Origin of the sequence: Streptomyces sp. NPDC048442, from assembly GCF_040651475.1 — a bacterium.
In the GTDB taxonomy this organism is placed as follows: domain Bacteria; phylum Actinomycetota; class Actinomycetes; order Streptomycetales; family Streptomycetaceae; genus Streptomyces.
This window is the reverse complement of the sequence record NZ_JBEZKB010000014.1, coordinates 169,670-188,694: the sequence shown is the minus strand read 5'-3', so window position 1 is coordinate 188,694 and position 19,025 is coordinate 169,670. Positions and strand designations below refer to the sequence as shown.

Sequence of the window (19,025 nt, the reverse complement as noted above, 5' to 3'; positions counted from 1 at the left end):
CGGCGCCGCTCCCCCGCCTCCCGCTGTCTCCGTCGCCGTCTCCGTCCTGATCTCCGTCTCCGCCGCCGCAGAGGAGCCCCCGTGCGTGTACTGCTGGTCAACATGCCCTGGTCGCCCATCGACCTTCCGTCGCTCGCCCTGGGGATACTCAAGCGCAGCGTCGACGAGCGCGTGCCCGGCGCGTCGGCGTCCGTACTGCACGCCAACCTGGAGTTCACCGACTGGATCACCGCCCGCACCGAGTTCACCGCCGAGGACTACGAGTACTACGCGCTGTCCTCGTACTTCATGGGCTGCGGCGACTGGGTGTTCTCCTCCGCCCTGTACGACGACCCGGCCTGGCGGGAGGCGGAGTTCACCCGGACCATGCGGACCCGGCTGAACAAGGCCCGGATGAAGATGTCCCACGAACTGCACGCCGTAGTACCGGAGTTCGTCGACGAGATGGCCCGGCGCATCGTCGCCGAGGCTCCCGACGTCGTCGGCTTCACCTCCACCTTCCAGCAGAACACCGCCGCCCTCGCCGCCGCCAAGCACGTCAAACGGCTCGCCCCGCACATCAGGACGGTCATCGGCGGCGCCAACTGCGACGCCGAGCAGGGCGCGGCCCTGCACCGCAACTTCCCCTTCGTGGACTTCGTCGTACGGGGCGAGGGCGAGGCCGCCTTCCCGCAGCTGCTCAACGCCCTCGACGCCGGCGACGAGCTGAGCGCGGTCCCCGGACTGTGCCGCCGTACGGACGACGGGACGTCCGTCGCCAACGCCATGGCCACCAGCCCGCTGCCGCCCGCCACCATCCTGCCGCCCGACTACAGCGGCTACTTCGAGCGCCTCGCCGCCTCCGTCGCCCGCAACTGGGTCGAGCCCAAACTCGTCGTCGAGGGCGCGCGCGGCTGCTGGTGGGGCGAGAAGCACCACTGCACGTTCTGCGGACTCAACGGTTCCTTCATGCAGTTCCGCAGCAAGAGCCCGGACGTCTTCTACGACGAGATCATGGACCTCGCCCGCAAGCACAAGGTCCTCGACATGTACGTCGTCGACAACATCCTCGACATGGGCTACCTCAACACCGTGCTGCCGCGCATCATCGACAGCGGCTACGACCTGCGCCTGCACATCGAGATCAAGGCCAACATGCGCCGCAGCCAGCTGCGCACCCTCTCCGACGCCGGCCTCATCTACGTCCAGCCCGGCATCGAAAGCCTCAACAACCGGGTCCTGGACCTGATGGACAAGGGCGTCAGCGGCTGCCAGAACGTACGGATGCTCCGCGACGGCGCCGAGACCGGCCTCTCCGTCTCCTGGAACTACCTGCACGGTTTCCCCGGCGAGAGCGCCGAGGACTACGACGGCGTCATCGGCCAGCTCGCCGCACTCGAACACCTCGACCCGCCCGTCGACCTCTCCGCCCGTATCGCCATCGAACGCTTCAGCCCGTACTTCAACCGCCCCGAGCTCGGCTTCGACGGCCTGCGCCCCGAGGCCCACTACCGATTCACCTACGACCTCCCCGAGCAGGAGCTCTACGACCTCGCGTACGTCTTCGAGGCTCCCGAGCGCGGCATCACCGAACCCACCGTCTCCGCGCTCAACGACGCCCTCGCCCTGTGGAAGAAGCACCACGCCGACGCCCGCCTCACCCACACCGACCTCGGGGACCGGATCGTCCTGGTCAGCAGGCGGCGCGCCTTCGGCTGGCGTACGAAGGAACTCACCGACCCCTTCGAGCTCGCCCTCTTCCGCCTGCTCGACCAACCGCACGCTCCTGCGGCCCTGTTGCGCAAGGCGACCGCCAGGGTCCCCGGACACGCACGCACCGAGGCGGACACCGAGGCGCTGCTCGCCGAATGGGTGGGGGAGGGGCTGGTGTTCACCGACGCCGGACAGTACGTGCACCTCGCCCCGGCCGCCGTCAACGAGGACCTCCTCCGGCTGGACTTCATGCGGCACACGCACGCCGCCGTGGCTGCCGGGCCCGGCCGGGCTCCCGTACCGGCTTGAGCCCTCCGCACACCGGGAATCCGCCCGCCCTGCACCGCACCCCGACGACACGCAAGGACCCAGCCATGGACTCAGCCCTCGCCCCCGCCAACGCCGAGGACACCGCCCCTCTGAGCGTCGCCGTCTGGCGCGACTACGACGAGGCCGCCTGCGCCCTGCCCGGCATGTTCCTGGGGGACATCTCACTCACCGGGCCCGTGGCCGAGGAGAGCGACCGGCTCTGGGAACTCGGCGCCCGCCGCGTCGCCCTGGCCGAAGCCGTCGATCTCACCGAGACCGGGGACCTCGCCGCGGCCCGCCGCACCGTACGGGCGCTCAGCCTGGTCCGTGACCTCACCGCCCGCGCCGTACTCGTCGAGTGGGACCTCCACCTGGATCCGGCGCGCCCGCAGGACCCGCGCGTCCTCAGCCACCTCCAGCCCCCGCGCACCCTGCACGGCACACCCGACGCGGACAGCGATCTCGCCACCTGGCGCAACGGCCACTACCTGGGCAAGTGCCTGTGGCGCAACGGCCCCGGCTTCTTCCAGATCCGCGACCGCCGCTGGGGCAACCTCCAGCGCTTCACGGCCGACGAACCGCACTACCGGACCGCTGTCGACGCACTTGCCTACGGGGCCCTGGCCGAATCGGTCCCCAGGGACGCCCTGGACGACTTCACCGACGAGAACCTCGTCCTGCGGCTGGGCCCGCTGGCCTGGTGGGTTCCGTACCGGGTGAGCAGGTGGACCCAGGAGGCGATGGCCATCTGACCGGTCGCCAGCATTCCTTCACTCAATGTGCACAAATCGTCACGCTATGGTCGAATTCGGGAATCGGCCGACCCCGTCGAACGGCTCGGCCGGGGCGCCGGGACCGAAAGGAACCTCCCGTGTTCAGAGCGGTACTCATCGGCGCGGCTGCCACGCTCACGGCCGCCGTTCTCGCCCCCTCCACCGCCCCCGCTCCCGCCCCGGCGGACGCCGGTGCCGACCCGCAGGGCCGGGTCACCATCAACCTCGTCCAGGTCAACGGCTCCGGCTGCCGGCCGGGCAGCGCCACCGTGGCCGTCGCGCCGGACAACACCGCGTTCACCGTGACGTACAGCGAGTACCTCGCGCAGGTGGGGCAGGGTGCGAAGCCGACCGACTTCCGCAAGAACTGCCAGCTCGGGCTGCGCGTCAACGTCCCGCAGGGGTACACGTACGCGGTCGTCCAGGCGGACTACCGGGGCTTCGCCGACCTGGAGCGCGGTGCGTCGGCCACGCAAAAGGCGAGCTACTACTTCCAGGGGACGTCGGGGACGGACCGTCGTAGCCACGCGTTCCGCGGCCCGTACAAGGGCGACTGGCAGGCCAGCGACCGTACGGGCCTCGAAGCGCTCATCTTCGCGCCGTGCGGCGTCACGCGGAACTTCAACATCAACACCGAAGTCCTCGTGAATGCCGGAAGCTCCGACACGAGCAAGACCAACAGCTTCATGACGATGGACTCCTCGGACGGCAGCTTCAACACCAAGTACCACTTCTCCTGGAAGAAGTGCCCGACGCGCTGACGGCCACCCCGACGGAGCCCCGTCGGTGAAACCGGCGCTCCGGCGAACTCGCTCAGGCCCAGCGGCACGCAGCCGCTGGGCCTGAGCGCTGTCGCGCCGGTCGCCAAAGCGTCCCGAGGCAGACCGACTTGGCCACCCATATGCCTGAGGGGGCGATTAACCGGACGGCGATCAAGGGAAGAGGTGGGGAGCCGAAATTCGCTTCCTGTCCCGAAGGGCAACGCCTTGCCAGGTCCTCCTCACATGTGGCCGCGTTCCCGCTCCTGCTCCCTTTCCCTTTCCCGGACCTGCGCCGCCGCTGAGATCCTCGTGCTTCCTCCGACCGGCTCCCGCCCGGCGGCCTCCGGCGCGGCTTCGGCGGCGTCCTGCGTCTTTGTCCGGACGGCGGCCCCGGGCCTGCCTCTCGGAAAGCGCCCCGTGACGGGCCGTCAGGCACGCCCTCGACCTGTGCTGCTGCGGCGCACGAGCCGCGCCGGGTGTGCCGTCCTTCTCTCTGTCAGGACCGTCCGATGATCCTTGATCGCCGTACTCTGCTCACCACCGCCGCCCTCACCGCCTCCGCCACGCTTCTCCCGGTCGGCGCGGGCGTCCCCGCCACGCACGTGCCCGGCCTGGTGGCCCCCGGCCTGCCGCTCAGATACGGGGTCCTCGGCGACAGCATCACCGGCCGTGGCAGCTTCGCCTCCGGCGAGACGAGGCCGTGGGCAGCCCTGCTGCAGGCCAGGCTGGCGAAGACCTGGCAGCTCACGCGCGTCAACGGCGCGACCTCCCGGGACGAGCAGGGCGTGACCTGCCTGGGAACCGTGGACAGCGTCCCCTTCGGGTGCGACCTGGTCGTCGTCGGGCTCGGCAGCAACGACTGCCTCGCACAGCGCAACGGCAGATACGTCTACACACCACGCGACACCTACGCCGCCGCCCGAACCCTGTTCGCGGCGCTGGCCGCCGCCAACCCGGACGCGGTCATCGTCCGTCTCGGCGTGTGGGGCGACAGGAGCGTTCAGTGGACCGCCGGCGGCTCCGTACATCCGGTCTCCAGGGTGGAGTACTGGGACGAACTCATCGGCGAGTGCTGCGAGGAGAACGGCATCGTCTCCGTTCCCTGCGCCGACCTCTACAGCCGCTCCGCCAACCGGCTGCCGGCGGGCAGGCCGGCGTTCGGCGGCTACACCACGGACGGCTACCACCCGAACGACGCCGGGCACGAGGCGATCTACCGGCGGGTGGCGCACCGGCTACGCCTGCCATGACAACGGCAAGGCCGGTCGCACCCGGTGCGCGTGATCAGCGAGGGGCTGGGCCCAGCAAGGGGTCGGGCCCCAGCAAGGGGCCGGGCCTCAGAACTCCGAGTGGGCGAACCACCGCTTCAGCAGCTCCTCGTTCCCCGAGGTCACGAAGGTGTCCGCGTCGTGCCGCACCCTGCCGTACATGAGCAGCAGCAGATCGGCGGCCGCTCCCTCCACCGTGGCGTCGGCCGCGCCCCCCGCAGGGCCCTGCTCTTCGACGCCGAAGCTGTCGGGGTGCAGGCGCACCAGCCAGTCGGCCCCGGTGTCCGTGGTACGGAAACGAAGGGTCTCGCCGGCGCCCCGCAGCTGGGCGGTCTTGGGGGCGAAGGGTGTGGCGAAGGGGAGGTTGACCAGGAATTCGTCCACCCCGTCGGTCGCCAGCGCGGCATCGATCACGGGCCGCTGCCCGAGGGCGAGTTCGGCGTCGGCGCGGTGCACCAGGGTCTCGAAGAGCATCCGGCGGATCCAGAACCTGGCGTGGGCGTCGGCGCCCCACACCCACATCGGGGCGTCCGGGTCGATGGTGGCGAACGCCTCGGCGGCCTCGTCCGCGCTCTGCACCAGCCAGTCCGGGTAATCCTCTTCCTGCTCCGGCAGCCGCAGGTCCACCTCGCGGCTCTCGGGCCGGCTCTGGACGCCCCGGCGCAGCAGGGCGGCGAACCAGCGCTGCACGCTTCCGGTGTGCCTGACCAGGTCGAGCAGGGTCCAGCCGGGGCAGCCGGGCACCGGTGTCGCCAGGTCCGCGCCCCGGGTGAGCGCGACGAGGGCGGCGGTCTGAGCCGCCACGGCCTCGCGGTGGACGGCGGGGGTCACGGCCCCGTACGCCTGAGGTGACAGTTCCATGTGGTTACGCCTTCTCGTTCTCGTCGGCCGCGCAGCTCTCCGCGAGCGTGCCGGGGTCCGTGCCGTCCAGGGTGGCGGTCAAGGTGTTGAGCCGGGCGCGCAGGTCCCTGATCTCGTCCAGGGAGAGGCCGGTGGACGAGGCGATGGCGCGCGGCACGGCCAGGGCCCGCGCGCGGAGCGCGACGCCCTCGGCGGTGGGCCTGACGGTGACCGAGCGCTCGTCGTCGGGGCTGCGGCGGCGCTCCACGTGGCCCGCCGCCTCCAGGCGCTTGAGCAGGGGGGAGAGGGTGCCGGAGTCCAGCCTCAGCCGCTCGCCGATCTTCTTCACCGGGAGCTCACCGTCCTCCCAGAGGACCAGCATCACCAGGTACTGCGGGTAGGTGAGGCCGAGGTGCTTCAGCGCCGTGCGGTAGACGCCGTTCAGGGCGCGCGTGGCCGCGTGCAGCGAGAAGCAGATCTGGTGGTCGAGGCGGAGGAAGTCCTCGTCCCGTACGTCTCCCGTGTCTCGTTCGGCGATGGTGTCCACCGGTTCCTTTGCCATGGCGACAGCATACCGTGCACCATTCAGTTGTGCACAACTGAATTGTGTGCTCTATTGATCTCAGGATTTTTTCCGGCTCGACCACCGAAGAGAGATGGACCCCATGGACGCGCTGTACACCGCTGTCGCCACTGCCAACGGCCGCGAGGGCCGTGCCGTCAGCTCCGACGGCCAGATAGACCTGCCGCTCGGCTTCCCCGCCGCTCTCGGCGGCAACGGTCAGGGCACCAACCCCGAGCAGCTCTTCGCCGCCGGATACGCCGCCTGTTTCGCCAGCGCGATGGGCTCCATCGCCCGCCAGCAGAAGCTCGACGTCGCGGACGTCTCGGTGACCGCCGAGGTCAGCATCGGCAAGGACACCGACGGCGGCTTCGGGCTCTCCGTGGTCATGCGGGTCGAGCTGCCCGAGCACCTGGAGGGCGAGACGGGCCGGACGCTCCTGGAGCAGACCCACGCGTACTGCCCCTACTCCAAGGCCACCCGCGGCAACATCCCCGTCGAGCTCGTCATCGAGTAGTCACCTGCGGTGCGGTGCACGGGTTCGCCCGCGTCCGACAGGCTTTGCGCGCGGTTCAGCGAGACGACGGCAGCGGATCGTCACCCGCCGGCTCGCGGCACGCCTCCAGAAAGGCAGCGGCCTCGCTCCTGCGGCCCGCGCGGTGCGCCACATCGGCCAGGGTCGGCCTGTGACAGGCCGGCACTTCGGTTGCCGAAGTCTCCGTGGGAGGCGACTCGTTGAGGGGGAGTGCGGTCACCCGGCCCGTGGCTGTCACGGCGTACCTCCCGCTTCGGGGACGAAGGCATCCCGCTACGGTGCTGAAAGTGCGCAGAGGTCTGCGCCGGAGATTGGCACGGTTGCCTCAGTGCAACGGAGCACAGCCGCCCCGGAGGTTTCGCAGTGAGTGAGCAGTACGTAAGGGATCTGCAAGAGGTCGACGAGACGCAGGTCGCGCTCGTCGGCGGCAAGGCCGCGCACCTGGGCGGGCTCTCGCGGATCGATGGTGTCCGCGTGCCGGGTGGCTTCTGCGTGACGACGGACGCCTTCCGGCGGATCATGGCGCAGGCGCCTTCGCTCGACGACCGGCTCGATCAGCTGTCGCGGGTGAACCCGGACGACCGGGAGGCGATCCACACGCTCAGCGCGCGGATCCGCCGCACCATCGAGGGGATTGCCGTCCCGGCCGATCTCGCGGCGGCGATCACCCGCGCGCTCGCCCCGCTCGGCGAGGAGGCCGCCGTCGCCGTCCGGTCCAGCGCGACGGCGGAGGACCTGCCGACGGCCTCGTTCGCCGGCCAGCAGGACACGTACCTGAACGTGGTGGGGCCGACGGCAGTCCTCCAGCACGTCAGCCGGTGCTGGGCCTCGCTGTTCACCGAGCGGGCCGTGACCTACCGCATGCGGAACGGCATCGACCACCGTACGGTCCACATGGCGGTGGTCGTGCAGCGGATGGTCTTCCCGCACGCGTCCGGGATCCTCTTCACGGCCGACCCCGTCACGGGCAACCGGAAGGTCGCCACCGTGGACGCCGGCTTCGGTCTCGGTGAGGCCCTGGTCTCCGGCCTGGTGAACCCGGACGTCTTCAAGGTGCGCGGCGGCGAAGTCGTCGACAGGGTGATCGCCGCCAAACAGCGTGCCGTCCAGGCCCTGCCGGCCGGCGGTACGCAGGAAGTGGCGATCGACTCCGAGCGGCAGGAGCAGCCGGCGCTGACGGATGAGCAGGCCGTACGGCTCGTACAGCTCGGGCGGCGGATCGAAGCGCACTTCGGCCGCCCGCAGGACATCGAATGGTGCCTGGTCGACGACGACTTCCAGATCGTCCAGAGCCGGCCGATCACCACACTGTTCCCCGTCCCGGAGACCGACGACCAGGAGAACCACGTCTACGTCTCCGTCGGCCACCAGCAGATGATGACCGACCCCATGAAGCCCCTGGGGTTCTCCATGTGGCAGCTGACGGCCATGGCGCAGATGTACGAGGCCGGCGGAAGGCTGTTCGTCGACGTCGCCGGGCGGCTGGCCTCGCCCGCGAGCCGCGCCGCCCTCCTGGAGGTCATAGGGCGGGGTGATCCGCTGGTCAGGGACGCTCTGGAGACAGTCCTCGACCGCGGCGACTTCGTCCCTTCGCTCCCGGACACGGGTCCCGCCGGGCCGCCGGCCGGCGGTGCGTCCGCCCCGGCCGAGACCGATCCGGAGATCGTCACCGAGCTGATCGAGCGCAGCCGGAAGTCCGTCGCCGCCCTGGAGCGCGACATCCGGACGAAGACAGGGCCGGCGCTGTTCGACTTCCTGCTGGAGGCCTTCGAGGAGCACAAACGAGTCCTCAGCGATCCCCTGAACATGCAGGCGATCATGGCGGGGATGGAGGCCACGTGGTGGCTCAACGACAAGCTGCAGGAGTGGCTGGGCGAGAAGAACGCGGCCGACACCCTCACGCTCTCCGCCCCCGACAACATCACCTCGGAGATGGGACTGGAGCTGCTCGACGTCGCTGACGTGATCCGCCCGCACCCGGAGGTGGTGGCGTACCTGCAGGGCGTCGACGACGACGAGGGCTTCCTGGACGGGCTGGCGAAGCTCGCGGGCGGGCCCGAAGCGCGCGACGCCGTCCAGTCCTACCTCGACCGGTACGGCATGCGCTGCGTCGGCGAGATCGACATCACGAGGCCACGCTGGCGCGAGCGCCCCGCCACACTCGTGCCCGTCATCCTCGACAACGTCAGGAACTCCGAACCGGGCGCCGCCGGGCGGCGCTTCGAGCAGGGCAGGCAGAGGGCGCAGAAGAAGGAACAGGACGTGCTGGCACGCCTGCGGGCCCTGCCGGACGGGGACCGGAAGGCCGACACGGCCAAGCGGATGATCGACCAGGTCCGGGCCTTCGCCGGGTACCGGGAGTACCCGAAGTACAGCATCGTCAGCCGTTACTTCATCTACAAGCAGGCCCTGATGGGGGAGGCCGAACGCCTCGTTCGGGCCGGTGTGCTTCCTGACCGGGAGGACATCTTCTACCTCACCTTCCAGGAACTCCACGCCGTCGTGCGCTCGCACCAGGTGGACGACGAGCTCGTCCGGCAGCGCAAGGAGGCGTTCCGGTCCTACCACGCGCTCACTGTGCCCCGCGTGCTCACCTCGGACGGCGAGGCCGTCACCGGGGCGTACCGGCGCGACGACGTGCCGGCCGGAGCCCTGGTCGGCCTGCCGGTCTCCGCCGGGACCGTCGAGGGAAGGGCCCGCGTCATCCTCGACATGACGGAGGCCGACCTCGAAGCGGGCGACATCCTGGTCACGACCTTCACGGACCCCAGCTGGTCACCGCTGTTCGTCGGCATCACGGGCCTGGTGACGGAGGTGGGCGGCCTGATGACCCATGGCGCGGTGATCGCCCGGGAGTACGGCCTGCCGGCGGTCGTGGGCGTGGAAGGGGCCACCCGGCTGATCCTGGACGGACAGCGGATCCGCGTGCACGGAACGGACGGGTACGTCGAGATCCTGCCCTGATGCGGTGGCCGCGGGACCAGGAGGAGCTCAGCCTGTCCCGGTGAAGACCAGGAGGAGCTCCGCCTGGCCCGGTGGCGACCAGGAGGAGCTCCGCCTGTCCCGGTGGCGACCTGGACGAGCAATTCCGCTGTCAGCGGCGGGTTTCGACCACCAGGTCGCCACGGGTCACCGCGCGCATCGCGTCGCCCGCCAGAAGGTCGTGCGGGAAGCCGAGTTCGATCGCACTCGCCTCGTTGAGGCGGGTCAGCTGGGAGGCCGTGAAGTCGACTTCCAGGGCGCCCAGGTTGTCCTCCAGTTGCGCGGGGGTGCGGGCGCCGACGACCGGTGCCGTCACGCCCGGGTTCTGCAGGGTCCAGGCCAGCCCGACCTGGGCGGGGGTGCGGCCGAGCTCCGTGGCGACCTCCTTCACGACGTCCACGATGGCGAAGTTGCGTTCGGTGAGCGTGCCGCCTGCGAGGGTGACGGCCTTGCGGGTGCCGTCGTCGCGTACGACGTCCGCCCTGGTCAGGTCGGAGCGGCTGTACTTGCCGGTGAGCACCCCGCCGGCCAGCGGCGACCACGGGACCACCCCCAGCCCCATCTCGCGTGCCATGGGGATCAGGTCACGTTCCCCGGTGCGCTCGATCAGGTTGTATCCGATCTGCAGCGCGACCAGCGGCGACCAGCCGCGGAGGTCGGCGATCGCCTGCATGCGCGACACCTGCCAGGCGGGGGCGTTGGAGATCGCCACGTACAGGACCTTGCCCTGCCGGACGAGATCGTCCATGCCGCGCAGGATCTCCTCGACCGGCGTCGTGAAGTCCCACACGTGCAGGTAGAGCAGGTCGATGTAGTCCGTATTCAGCTGCCGCAGGCTGGCCTCCACCGACGCGAAGAGGCTCTTGCGGTGAGGGCCACCGGAATTCGGATCGCCGGGCCGGCGCAGCGTCGTGTACTTCGTCGCCAGCACCAGGCTCTCGCGGTTGTCGCGGGTGAACTCGCCCAGCAGGCGCTCGGAGCTGCCATTGGTGTAGGTGCTGGCGGTGTCGATGAAGTTGCCACCGCGCTCGACGTAGAGGTCGAACAGCTTGCGCGCCTCGTCCTGCTCGGCGCCCCAGCCCCACTCGGTGCCGAAGGTCGCCGCGCCCAGTGCCAGCGGTGAGACCCGCAGCCCGGAACGGCCCAGCAGCCGGTAGGTGTCGAGGGTGAGCGACATCGTGTCCTCCTGTGTGTGCGATCCGTCTGTGCGTGTGATCCGTTGTCGAAAACCACTCTGCGACCGCCGCGAGCCGGGGATAAGGGAGAGAAGTTCCTGGGAACACCAGTCCTACCCGGGCTGTTGGACCGGGCATGACGACTCGCACCGTGGATACGACACAGGAGCTGGCCGTGTTCCTGCGGACCCGGCGCGAAGGCCTGGACCCGGACGATTTCCACCTGCCTTCGCGTCAGCAGGCCCGGCGGACCCCGGGACTGCGCCGTGAAGAGGTCGCCGAACTGGCCGGGGTCAGCATCGACTACATCGTGCGGCTGGAACAGGGCCGCGGACTGCGACCCTCGGCGAACGTCGTGGAGGCGCTGGCCGGGGCCCTGCGCCTGGCCCCCGACGAACGCGCCTACCTCTTCAACCTGACCCAGCAGCGTCCCCGTACCGCAGACAGGCCCGCCACCACCGCAGCGCCGCCACTGGCCCGCCTGGTCGCCGACCTGTCCCCGCTGCCGGCCATGCTGATGAACCACCGCTACGACATCCTGGCCTGGAACGGCGAAATGGCGAGGCTGCTCCTGGACTTCGACACCCTGCCGCCTTCGCAGCGCAACGCGATGCGGCTGTGCCTGATGCATCCGCAGACGCGTGAGTTCTACGTCGACCGCGAACGCGTCGTACGGGAGGGAATCGCCCACCTGCGCGCTGCGTGGGCCGCGCATCCGGAGGATCGGGCACTGACCGACCTCATCGCCGAACTCACCACCCATGACGAGGAGTTCGCACGCCTGTGGGCCGAACGGGACATCAAGGTCAACGGCCGCGGACGCAAGGTGGTGCGGCATCCTGACGTCGGTGAGATCGCGGTGCACTTCGAAGTGCTGACGCCACTTCAAGATCCGGACCAGCGGTTGGTGATCTACCGCGCCGCGGACGACGAGAGCCAGTCGGCACTGGACCGGCTGTGCGCCCAGTGAGCCTTCGTGCCGGGTTTCCGTTCTAGGTAGTGTGCGGACATGACAAGAAGTGAGCGGATCGCGGACCAGCTGGACCGGCACTGGCAGAACAATCTGCGGCCGCGGCTGCAGGGTCTTACCGATGAAGAGTACTTCTGGGAGCCGGTGCGTGACTGCTGGAGCATCCGCCCCCGGGGCACGTCGGTCGCACCGGGGTCGGAAGGTTCGGGGGAGTGGAGGATGGACTTCGCGTGGCCCGGCCCGGAGCCGGCGCCGGTGACCACGATTGCCTGGCGGCTGGCGCACGTCATCGTCTCCGTCCTGGGCTATCGGGTCGGTTGGCACTTCGGCGGCCAGGACGTCGAGTCCGAGACATTCGCCTACGCGGGGACCGCCGACGAGGCGCTGAAGCAGCTCGACGAGATGTACGGGAGATGGAACGCGGGGGTCCGTGAACTCTCGGACGCCGACCTGGACAATCCGCCCGCGGTGGGTCCCGAGCAGTTCCCCATGGAGGGCATGGTCCTGCACGTCAACAGGGAGCTGATCCATCACGGCGCCGAGATTTCCCTGCTGCGCGACCTCTACCGCTGGCAGGACGGAGCCGCACCGCGCCGGATATGACATTCCGGCAACCGGCAACCGGCAACCGGCACTGAGTGACGAATACCGGGCCGGACCCGCCCGGTATGTGCGGGATACTTTCGGGTATGCCCCGCCCCATTGCCCGCGTCCTCGCCCTGCTGGAACTCCTGCAGTCGGGCGGCATCCGGACCGTGGCCGAACTCGCCGACCGGCTCGACGTCGACGAACGCACCGTGCGGCGCTACGCCGGCCACCTCATCGACCTCGACGTACCCGTAGAATCGGTGCGCGGCCGGCACGGCGGCTACCGGCTCGGCCCCGGTTACCGGATGCCCCCGCTGATGCTGAGCGACGACGAAGCGCTCGCCGTGCTGCTCGGCCTGCTCACGAGTCGGCGAGCCGGTCCGACGGCGGCCATGGGTACGGGCACGGTCACCGCCACGGCGAGCGAGACGGCGGCGGCCAAGATCCGGCGGGCGCTGCCCGAGCGGCTGAGCCGCAGACTCGATGCCGTGCTCGGCTCCCTCGCCTTCACGGCTCCGCCCGGCGAGGCAGCCGCCCCGGATTCCGGGGTCCTGCTCCCGGTCGCCGACGCGGTGAGCCACCACCGGCCGATCTCGATCCGGTACACCGCTGCCGACGGCCGGCGCAGCGAACGCACCCTGCACCCGCACGGGGTCGTCGCCCACTCGGGCAAGTGGTACCTGACAGCTGCGGATCTCACGGCCGGCGAGGACCGGACGTTCCGGCTGGATCGCATCACCGGGGTGCGGACCCTGCCCGGCTCGTTCGAACCCCCCGCCGGAGCCGACCCGGCGGAGCGCGTGCTGACAGGGCTCGCCACAGCTCCGTACCAGCATGAGGTGACCCTGCGGATCCAGGGGACGGCCGAGCAGATCCACACCCGGCTGCCCGCCGGCGTCGCGGTCGTGGAAGAACTCCCTCCGCCGAGCAGCGCGGATTCGGAGACCGAACCCTGGTCCCGCGTCGAACTGCGGGTGGACCGGCTCGACTGGCTGCCTGCTGTACTCGCCTCGCTGGACCGGCCGTTCGCCATCGAACGGCCGGCCGAGCTCCGCGGCCTCGTCGAAGCCCTCGCCGAACGGCTCACACACTCTGCCCGGCGAAGCGCCTCAGCCCACGGCCACCGGTGAGGAGCCGCCCGGGACGGTGAGGCGGGAGACGCCGGTGCCGTCCGCGGGGGCCGACCAGATGTCGCTCTTGCGGCCGTCGCGCCCCGGCAGTGCGTAGCCGAGGGTCGCGTCGTCCAGCCAGGCGGCCTGGTCGTCGACGCTGCGCGTCTCGGCCAGCGGGTGCTCGCGCATGGTCGCCAGTTCGAGGACGTGGAGCCGCCAGGGTGCCTTGGGGTCGTCGGAGACCTTCTTCTTGAACGCGAGCCGGGTGTTGTCCGGTGACAGCGAGGGGCATTCGGCGTTCTTGCGCAGCGCCTTGGCCGACCACTTCCGCAGGTCGCCCTCGACGAGGTAGGTGCTGCCCCTGGACGAGACGGTGGCGTAGAAGCGGTTGTCGTCACGGGCGAAGGTCACACCCCAGTAGTTGACGTCGGGGGCGTGGTAGCGGGCCCCGTCGACGGTCAGCGGGATCTCCTCCATCGACTTGACCAGATAGCCGGTGCGCAGGTCCAGGATCGACGTACGGGTGGAGAAGGCCGAGGTGGAGTAGGAGTCGCCGGTCGCGAACGTCGTCCAGGACAGGAGCTGCCCCGAGGCGGACACGCGGGCCCGGTTGGGGATCCCCGCGACGGTCACCCGGCGGATCTCCTTCAGCTGCCGGTCGAGGACGAGGGCCTGGGTGCGGGCGGGCACCCCGGGCAGTTTCCGCAGGCACAGGGCGCGCTGCCCCGCCGCGTAGAACCGGTCGCAGGAGGGGCCGCCGCTCACGCGCGGCGCAGCCCGCCCCGGCTGCCGGGCGACCCGTCCGGTGGCCGCGTCGCGGAAGTAGATTCCGGGCTGGGAGAGGGTGAACGAGGCGTCCGCGTGGGCCTGTTGCTGCGGCATTTCGCGCTGCCGCGCATGCAGTACGTAGCCCACGGAACCGCCCCCGAGGAGGATGACGGCGGCCACGACGAGGACGAGGCGGAGCTGCCGGGAACGGAGATTCATGACGCCTCCGGGGCGGATGAAGGAGGGGACTGCGCGGTGACGTCCCTGGAGGGCAGTACGCGCCAGGCGGCGGCCAGCGCCCCGGCCAGTGCGAATGCCGCCACCCACAGGGCGGGCCCCTGCCCCCAGAACGTCCAGGCCGCCCCGAACCCGGCAGCGCCGACCAGCCGGGCCAGCGCCTGGCCGGTCTGCAGGATCGCCAGCCCGCTCGCCCGGCCGTGCGCGGGCAGCAGGGGGCCGGCGAGCGCCATCAGGACGCCGTCCGTGGCCGCGTAGAAGATCCCCAGAAGTGCCAGGACGACCACGAGGGTCGTCCAGGAGACGGGGGCGAGCAGCATGGCGTACGCCCCGAGCAGGGCGGCGTGCCCGAACAGGAACGGCAGCCGGCGTCCGACCCGGTCGGCGATCCGGCCCGCCGGGACGGCGAGCAGCAGATAGCCGGCGGCGGCGCCGAGCGGCAGCAGCGGGAACAGGGTGGGCGAGAGGTCGAGGGAGCGCTGGAGCAGCAGGTAGAGGAAGGCGTCGCCGATGGTGGCGGCGCCGAGCAGAGAGGCCGCGTACAGGATGCGCCGGAAGGCGGGGTCGCGAAGTGCCTTGTGTTTGACGGTGGTTGAGGGCGTACGCGGTGCGGAGGCGGCGCCCGGGACGTACCCGACGAGCAGCAGCACGCCGAGCAGGCCGACGCAGAAGCTGACCACGAACACCGCGTCGTAGGCGTCGGCGGTCGCCCACAGCACGGCGAAGGCGACGAGCGGGCCAAGCAGCGCACCCGTGGTGTCCATCGCACGGTGCACGCCGAAGGAACGGCCGAGTGTCTCCGGCGGTCCGCTGAGCGAGATCAGGGCGTCGCGCGGTGCGGTGCGGATGCCCTTGCCGAGCCGGTCGGCGGCGAGCGAGGCGGCGATCCCCCCGGTGGCGCCGCCCGCGAGGAGCAGGCCGAGCCGGGAGAGCGCGGAGAGCAGATAGCCGGCCCCCGCGACACGCTTGTGGTGGCCGCCGCGGTCGGCGAGCCGCCCGCCGAGCAGCCGCACGAGCGCGGTCGCACCGTTGAACAGGCCGTCCAGGAAGCCGAATTGGAGCGGGGAGAGGCCAAGGCCCAGGACGAGGTAGAGCGGCAGCACCGCCGTGACCATCTCGGAGGAGACGTCGGTGACGAGGCTGACCGCGCCGAGCGCGAGGACGGTGCCGGGAACGCGCCGCCCGACCCCTGAGGGGCTGGGCGGCGCTTCCGGGCGGCCGTTGGCTGCCAGATACATCAGTGGCAGCTGTACTTCGGGCTCGTGTCCTTCACCTGTCCGTCGACACCGACATAGCTCCAGCCGTATCCGGAGTCGGTGAAGTCCATCTTCAGCACGCCGTAGGGCCCGCTGATCCGCTTCTGGCTGTTGGGCTGGACCTCCTCGATCGGGTAGGGCTCGGCGCCGCCCATCCCGCCGACGATCTGCACGATCCCGTCGGCGGTTGCCTTGCCTTCGGGGTCCTGCGGGGCGAACCGCTCGTAGTGGTGGTCGTGCCCGCCCAGGACGAGGTCGGCCTTGGCGCCGTACAGGATCTTCCACACCGGCTTGGAGACCGGCTCATTGCCGTGCCCGCCGGACGAGTAGAGCGGGTGGTGGAAGTAGGCGGCGATGCACTTCTTGCTGTTGGCGGCCAGGTCGGCCTTGAGCCAGTCGATCTGGGCGCTCTTGTCGAAGGAGTTGGAGTCGAGGGCGACGAAGTGCCAGTTGCCCTCGTCGTAGCTGTAGTAGCTCTTGCCCTGCGGGTAGGCGATGGAGCCGAAGTACGACTTGTATCCGGCGAGGGATCCCGCGGGGTCGTACGTCTCGTGGTTGCCGGGGACCGGGCGGGTCTTCGCCTTGAAGGCGCCCCAGGTCTTGTCGTAGTAGGCGCGGTAGTCGCTGATCCGGGCGTCGTCGTACTGGTTGTCGCCCATCGTCAGATAGAACTTCGGGTTGATTTGCTGGGCGAGCTTGGCGGTCTTGGGGTGGGCGCACTTGCTGTCGGAAGCGGTGCACTGGGCGGCGATGTCACCGGCCGCGACCACGGTGAAGGCGCCGGTCGGCGGCGGCCCGCCGTCGAGGGTGCCGTACACCTCGGCCTCGAAGAGCGAGTAGCCGTACGCGGTGCCGCGCGCGGTGCCGTACACGCGCAGGTACCTGCCCTTGCCGGTGAGGCCGGTGAGGTCGTCGGTGCCGCCGTTGCCCGCTGTCTCCTGGGCGATCGGGGTCCATGTCACCCCGTCCGCCGACATCTCGACGCGGTACGCCTTGGCGTAGGCGTCCTCCCAGATCAGCTTGACCCGGGAGACGGAGGCGGTGGCGCCGAGGTCGACCCGGACCCACTGCGGGTCCGCGCCCTCGGCGCTGGCCCAGCGGGTGGCGGGGTCGCCGTCGAAGGCGTACGCGGCGCCGAACGCGGAGGACTCGGCGGAGGAGGCGGTGGCGGGTTTCCCGTTCGAGACGATCGGGTCGGCGGCGGCCCCGGCCCGTCCGGTCGAGGCGAGCAGCAGTCCGCCGACGAGCGCGAGCACGGCGGCGAGGGTGAGGAGGAGGGTGGGTTGTCTGCCGTGGGACTTGGGGAGGTGGGCTGAGATGTTCAGGTGCATACCTGGACTCCCTGGCGTGGGGGTGACGAGAGCTGGACACAGGTGCGGATTGCCGCACCCCGGGAAGGGGCGTCGGCACGGCGGCCGGGTCAGAGCTCTCGCTGAGCGCGTCATGCCCATGGCAAGTGGGGCACCGCGCCAAGCCGCCGTCAGGGAGACTAGTGGGTAGGAAGGTTTCCTACCAGTGCTTCAACTGGGGCTGTGGGGACGGGTGTTGAGGGCGTTACCGGCCGCGGGAACCGGGCCGGGGGAGGAGCGTCCGCACACGGTGGCGGACCTGGCGGCCGGCCAACCCGCGAACGACAGCGGACCGAAGCCGACCCACCCTCGTCAGCCGGCCCCGCACCCTGTGACGGCGTAAAGCGCTTCACGTGGTTCACGTGGTTCACGTGGTTCACGTGGTTCACGTGGTTCACGTGGTGAGGAAGTAGCTCACGCGCGGATCCGGTCCCGGATCCAGACGCCCGCCTCCTTGAGGATCGAGGTGCCCGTCCAGGTGTCGTCGGTGTCGCAGACGCCCTTCTTGAAGACGGCTCCCGAGCGGTGGTCGTCGGAGTAGTTCCAGTTGACCCAGGAGATCTTCTTGCGCTTCATGAGGTCGAGGTACTTCTGCGCCATCGCGAAGTCGTTGGCGCCCTCGCCCTCGTAGTTCTGGGTGCCGAACTCGGTCACGAAGACGGGCAGCTTGTCGGAGGCCCGGTCGAGGGCGGACAGGTACTCCTCGCGGTGCGAGGCCGCGTAGAAGTGGAACGTGTACATGATGTTCGAGGCCTTTACCGGGTTGTTCACCACCTCGGACTCGTCCGAGTCCTCGGAGACCCCGAAGGACGACCAGGCGCGGGTCCCCACCAGGATCACGGAGTCGGGGTCCTGTGCGCGGATGACCGGGATGATCTTCTCCGTGTACGACTTGATGCGGGACCAGCTGACTCCGGACGGCTCGTTGGCGATCTCGTAGAGCACGCCGGGGTGGTCCTTGTACTTCTTCGCCATGGCGGTGAAGAAGGTCTTGGCGCGCTCCAGGTTGAAGTAGGGGTCGCCCGGGTCGAGCATGTGCCAGTCGATGATCGCGTACATGCCCCGGGCGTGAGCCATGTCGACGAACTTCTGCGCACGGGCGGTGAATTTGGCCGGGTCGTCCTGGTAGCCCTCGTCCTGGACGTACGTGGAGATGCGCAGGACGTCCGCGCGCCAGTCGGTGGCGAGCGCGCCGACCGACTTGCTGGTGACGCACTTCGGGAACCACTGCGTGCCGTGCGTGCTCATCCCGTTGAGCTCTACGGCCTGCCCCGTGCCGTCGCAGAGCTGAGTGCCGCAGACCTTCAGGGGGCCGTTGATCGCCCGGGACCCCGCGGGGGAGGGGTGGGGTCCGGCGGCGGTTGCCGAGGTGGTGCTGGACAGCGCGAGGAGAACAGCCGCAAGGGAACCGGCAGCCATGGACATGACAGATCGACACGATCGGTGCATCACGGGCTCCAGATGAGGGGTGGGGGCTTGCGTTCTTGGCGTGAAAGCTAGGGCTCCGCACAGGTGGCGTCAAGAGTGTTGGGAAACCTTCCTAACGATTAACCGGAACGGAACGAGGAAGCCGCCGGAGACCGGATTCCTTCACGTGCAGCTCAGGGGAGGATCCGCTCCCGGGCCGGGTTCGGCCCGCTTGGCCGCCAACGGCGGACGGACGCCTCGCCACCGCTGCCTCCTGCTCTGTCGGCCGACCCGGAACGCGTACGGACGACGCCGGCCGCGCGGCGCCGCGCACGGTGGTGAACCCCGGGCCCTGGAGCTGTCCCCACGTCCGATCCTGACGGTCGACCCATTACGCCGCCCCGCACACCCGGCACACCATGGGGGCGGCGCAGGCTGATG

At 70.2% G+C, this 19,025-nt stretch carries 16 protein-coding genes; 9 read left to right on the top strand and 7 right to left on the bottom strand.

Annotated elements, in window-relative coordinates:
• Window positions 1–81: 81 nt before the first annotated feature.
• The 4 genes from AB0D18_RS22175 (at window position 82) to AB0D18_RS22160 (ending at window position 4,785) form a co-directional block, all read left to right on the top strand.
• Entirely contained in the window at window positions 82–2,001 is a 1,920-nt protein-coding gene (locus AB0D18_RS22175) for a RiPP maturation radical SAM C-methyltransferase (RefSeq protein WP_362421076.1), read from the top strand.
• A 65-nt stretch (window positions 2,002–2,066) separates the two neighbouring features.
• Window positions 2,067–2,753, top strand: coding sequence for a DUF5825 family protein (locus AB0D18_RS22170; protein ID WP_362421074.1), 687 nt, complete (start codon window positions 2,067–2,069; stop codon window positions 2,751–2,753).
• A gap of 119 nt (window positions 2,754–2,872) precedes the next feature.
• A complete protein-coding gene (locus AB0D18_RS22165) occupies window positions 2,873–3,535 on the top strand; it encodes a DUF4360 domain-containing protein (protein ID WP_362421071.1) in 663 nt (220 codons plus the stop codon).
• 509 nt (window positions 3,536–4,044) lie between these two features.
• The gene (locus tag AB0D18_RS22160) at window positions 4,045–4,785 is read left to right on the top strand and encodes an SGNH/GDSL hydrolase family protein (RefSeq protein WP_362421068.1); all 741 of its coding nucleotides are present in this window, start codon (window positions 4,045–4,047) and stop codon (window positions 4,783–4,785) included.
• 87 nt (window positions 4,786–4,872) lie between these two features.
• Here AB0D18_RS22160 and AB0D18_RS22155 read toward each other — a convergent pair whose 3' ends face one another.
• Window positions 4,873–5,664 carry a maleylpyruvate isomerase family mycothiol-dependent enzyme gene (locus AB0D18_RS22155; protein ID WP_362421065.1) on the bottom strand — a complete coding sequence of 264 codons (792 nt, stop codon included), beginning with the start codon at window positions 5,662–5,664 and terminating at the stop codon, window positions 4,873–4,875.
• A gap of 4 nt (window positions 5,665–5,668) precedes the next feature.
• Window positions 5,669–6,205: a MarR family transcriptional regulator gene (locus tag AB0D18_RS22150; RefSeq protein ID WP_362421062.1), complete on the bottom strand. Its 537-nt coding sequence runs from the start codon at window positions 6,203–6,205 to the stop codon at window positions 5,669–5,671.
• 103 nt (window positions 6,206–6,308) lie between these two features.
• On the opposite strand from AB0D18_RS22150, the gene AB0D18_RS22145 reads away from it, so the two are divergent.
• Both AB0D18_RS22145 and rph read left to right on the top strand, forming a co-directional pair.
• A complete protein-coding gene (locus tag AB0D18_RS22145) occupies window positions 6,309–6,722 on the top strand; it encodes an organic hydroperoxide resistance protein (protein ID WP_362421157.1) in 414 nt (137 codons plus the stop codon).
• Window positions 6,723–7,103: 381 nt separating this feature from the next.
• Window positions 7,104–9,704, top strand: a complete 2,601-nt coding sequence (rph, locus tag AB0D18_RS22140) for a rifamycin-inactivating phosphotransferase (RefSeq protein WP_362421060.1) — start codon at window positions 7,104–7,106, stop codon at window positions 9,702–9,704.
• A 130-nt stretch (window positions 9,705–9,834) separates the two neighbouring features.
• On the opposite strand, the gene AB0D18_RS22135 is transcribed toward rph, so the two are convergent.
• On the bottom strand, window positions 9,835–10,899 hold the full coding sequence (locus AB0D18_RS22135) for an aldo/keto reductase (RefSeq protein WP_362421057.1): 1,065 nt from the start codon (window positions 10,897–10,899) through the stop codon (window positions 9,835–9,837).
• Window positions 10,900–11,033: 134 nt separating this feature from the next.
• Here AB0D18_RS22135 and AB0D18_RS22130 point away from each other — a divergent pair, with 134 nt between their 5' ends.
• From AB0D18_RS22130 to AB0D18_RS22120, 3 genes are all read left to right on the top strand, one after another.
• Window positions 11,034–11,867 (top strand): helix-turn-helix transcriptional regulator, encoded by an 834-nt coding sequence (locus AB0D18_RS22130; RefSeq protein ID WP_362421054.1) that lies wholly within the window; start codon window positions 11,034–11,036, stop codon window positions 11,865–11,867.
• A gap of 39 nt (window positions 11,868–11,906) precedes the next feature.
• Complete coding sequence (locus AB0D18_RS22125) at window positions 11,907–12,470, top strand: DinB family protein (protein ID WP_362421051.1); 564 nt, start codon at window positions 11,907–11,909, stop codon at window positions 12,468–12,470.
• 86 nt (window positions 12,471–12,556) lie between these two features.
• Entirely contained in the window at window positions 12,557–13,585 is a 1,029-nt protein-coding gene (locus tag AB0D18_RS22120) for a YafY family protein (RefSeq protein ID WP_362421048.1), read from the top strand.
• Here AB0D18_RS22120 and AB0D18_RS22115 read toward each other — a convergent pair.
• The 4 genes from AB0D18_RS22115 to AB0D18_RS22100 form a co-directional block, all read right to left on the bottom strand.
• Window positions 13,565–14,554, bottom strand: a complete 990-nt coding sequence (locus AB0D18_RS22115) for a hypothetical protein (RefSeq protein ID WP_362421046.1) — start codon at window positions 14,552–14,554, stop codon at window positions 13,565–13,567. The genes AB0D18_RS22120 and AB0D18_RS22115 overlap by 21 nt on opposite strands.
• Window positions 14,551–15,810 carry an MFS transporter gene (locus tag AB0D18_RS22110; protein WP_362421044.1) on the bottom strand — a complete coding sequence of 420 codons (1,260 nt, stop codon included), beginning with the start codon at window positions 15,808–15,810 and terminating at the stop codon, window positions 14,551–14,553. Before AB0D18_RS22110 ends, AB0D18_RS22115 begins: the two co-directional genes overlap by 4 nt.
• Entirely contained in the window at window positions 15,810–17,159 is a 1,350-nt protein-coding gene (locus tag AB0D18_RS22105; protein ID WP_362421042.1) for a discoidin domain-containing protein, read from the bottom strand. The genes AB0D18_RS22110 and AB0D18_RS22105 overlap by 1 nt, the downstream gene beginning before the upstream one ends.
• 432 nt (window positions 17,160–17,591) lie before the next feature.
• Window positions 17,592–18,602, bottom strand: a complete 1,011-nt coding sequence (locus tag AB0D18_RS22100; RefSeq protein ID WP_362421040.1) for a glycoside hydrolase family 5 protein — start codon at window positions 18,600–18,602, stop codon at window positions 17,592–17,594.
• Window positions 18,603–19,025: the final 423 nt, after the last annotated feature.

Excerpts from the sequence above, each read along its gene's own strand:
- AB0D18_RS22150 (WP_362421062.1), bottom strand. The coding sequence starts at position 6,205 with ATGGCAAAGGAACCGGTGGACACCATCGCCGAACGAGACACGGGAGAC.
- AB0D18_RS22170 (WP_362421074.1), top strand. The coding sequence starts at position 2,067 with ATGGACTCAGCCCTCGCCCCCGCCAACGCCGAGGACACCGCCCCTCTG.
- AB0D18_RS22105 (WP_362421042.1), bottom strand. The coding sequence starts at position 17,159 with ATGCACCTGAACATCTCAGCCCACCTCCCCAAGTCCCACGGCAGACAA.
- AB0D18_RS22135 (WP_362421057.1), bottom strand. The coding sequence starts at position 10,899 with ATGTCGCTCACCCTCGACACCTACCGGCTGCTGGGCCGTTCCGGGCTG.
- AB0D18_RS22100 (WP_362421040.1), bottom strand. The coding sequence starts at position 18,602 with ATGTCCATGGCTGCCGGTTCCCTTGCGGCTGTTCTCCTCGCGCTGTCC.
- AB0D18_RS22115 (WP_362421046.1), bottom strand. The coding sequence starts at position 14,554 with ATGAATCTCCGTTCCCGGCAGCTCCGCCTCGTCCTCGTCGTGGCCGCC.
- AB0D18_RS22155 (WP_362421065.1), bottom strand. The coding sequence starts at position 5,664 with ATGGAACTGTCACCTCAGGCGTACGGGGCCGTGACCCCCGCCGTCCAC.
- AB0D18_RS22120 (WP_362421048.1), top strand. The coding sequence starts at position 12,557 with ATGCCCCGCCCCATTGCCCGCGTCCTCGCCCTGCTGGAACTCCTGCAG.
- AB0D18_RS22130 (WP_362421054.1), top strand. The coding sequence starts at position 11,034 with ATGACGACTCGCACCGTGGATACGACACAGGAGCTGGCCGTGTTCCTG.
- AB0D18_RS22160 (WP_362421068.1), top strand. The coding sequence starts at position 4,045 with ATGATCCTTGATCGCCGTACTCTGCTCACCACCGCCGCCCTCACCGCC.
- AB0D18_RS22125 (WP_362421051.1), top strand. The coding sequence starts at position 11,907 with ATGACAAGAAGTGAGCGGATCGCGGACCAGCTGGACCGGCACTGGCAG.
- AB0D18_RS22145 (WP_362421157.1), top strand. The coding sequence starts at position 6,309 with ATGGACGCGCTGTACACCGCTGTCGCCACTGCCAACGGCCGCGAGGGC.
- AB0D18_RS22110 (WP_362421044.1), bottom strand. The coding sequence starts at position 15,810 with ATGTATCTGGCAGCCAACGGCCGCCCGGAAGCGCCGCCCAGCCCCTCA.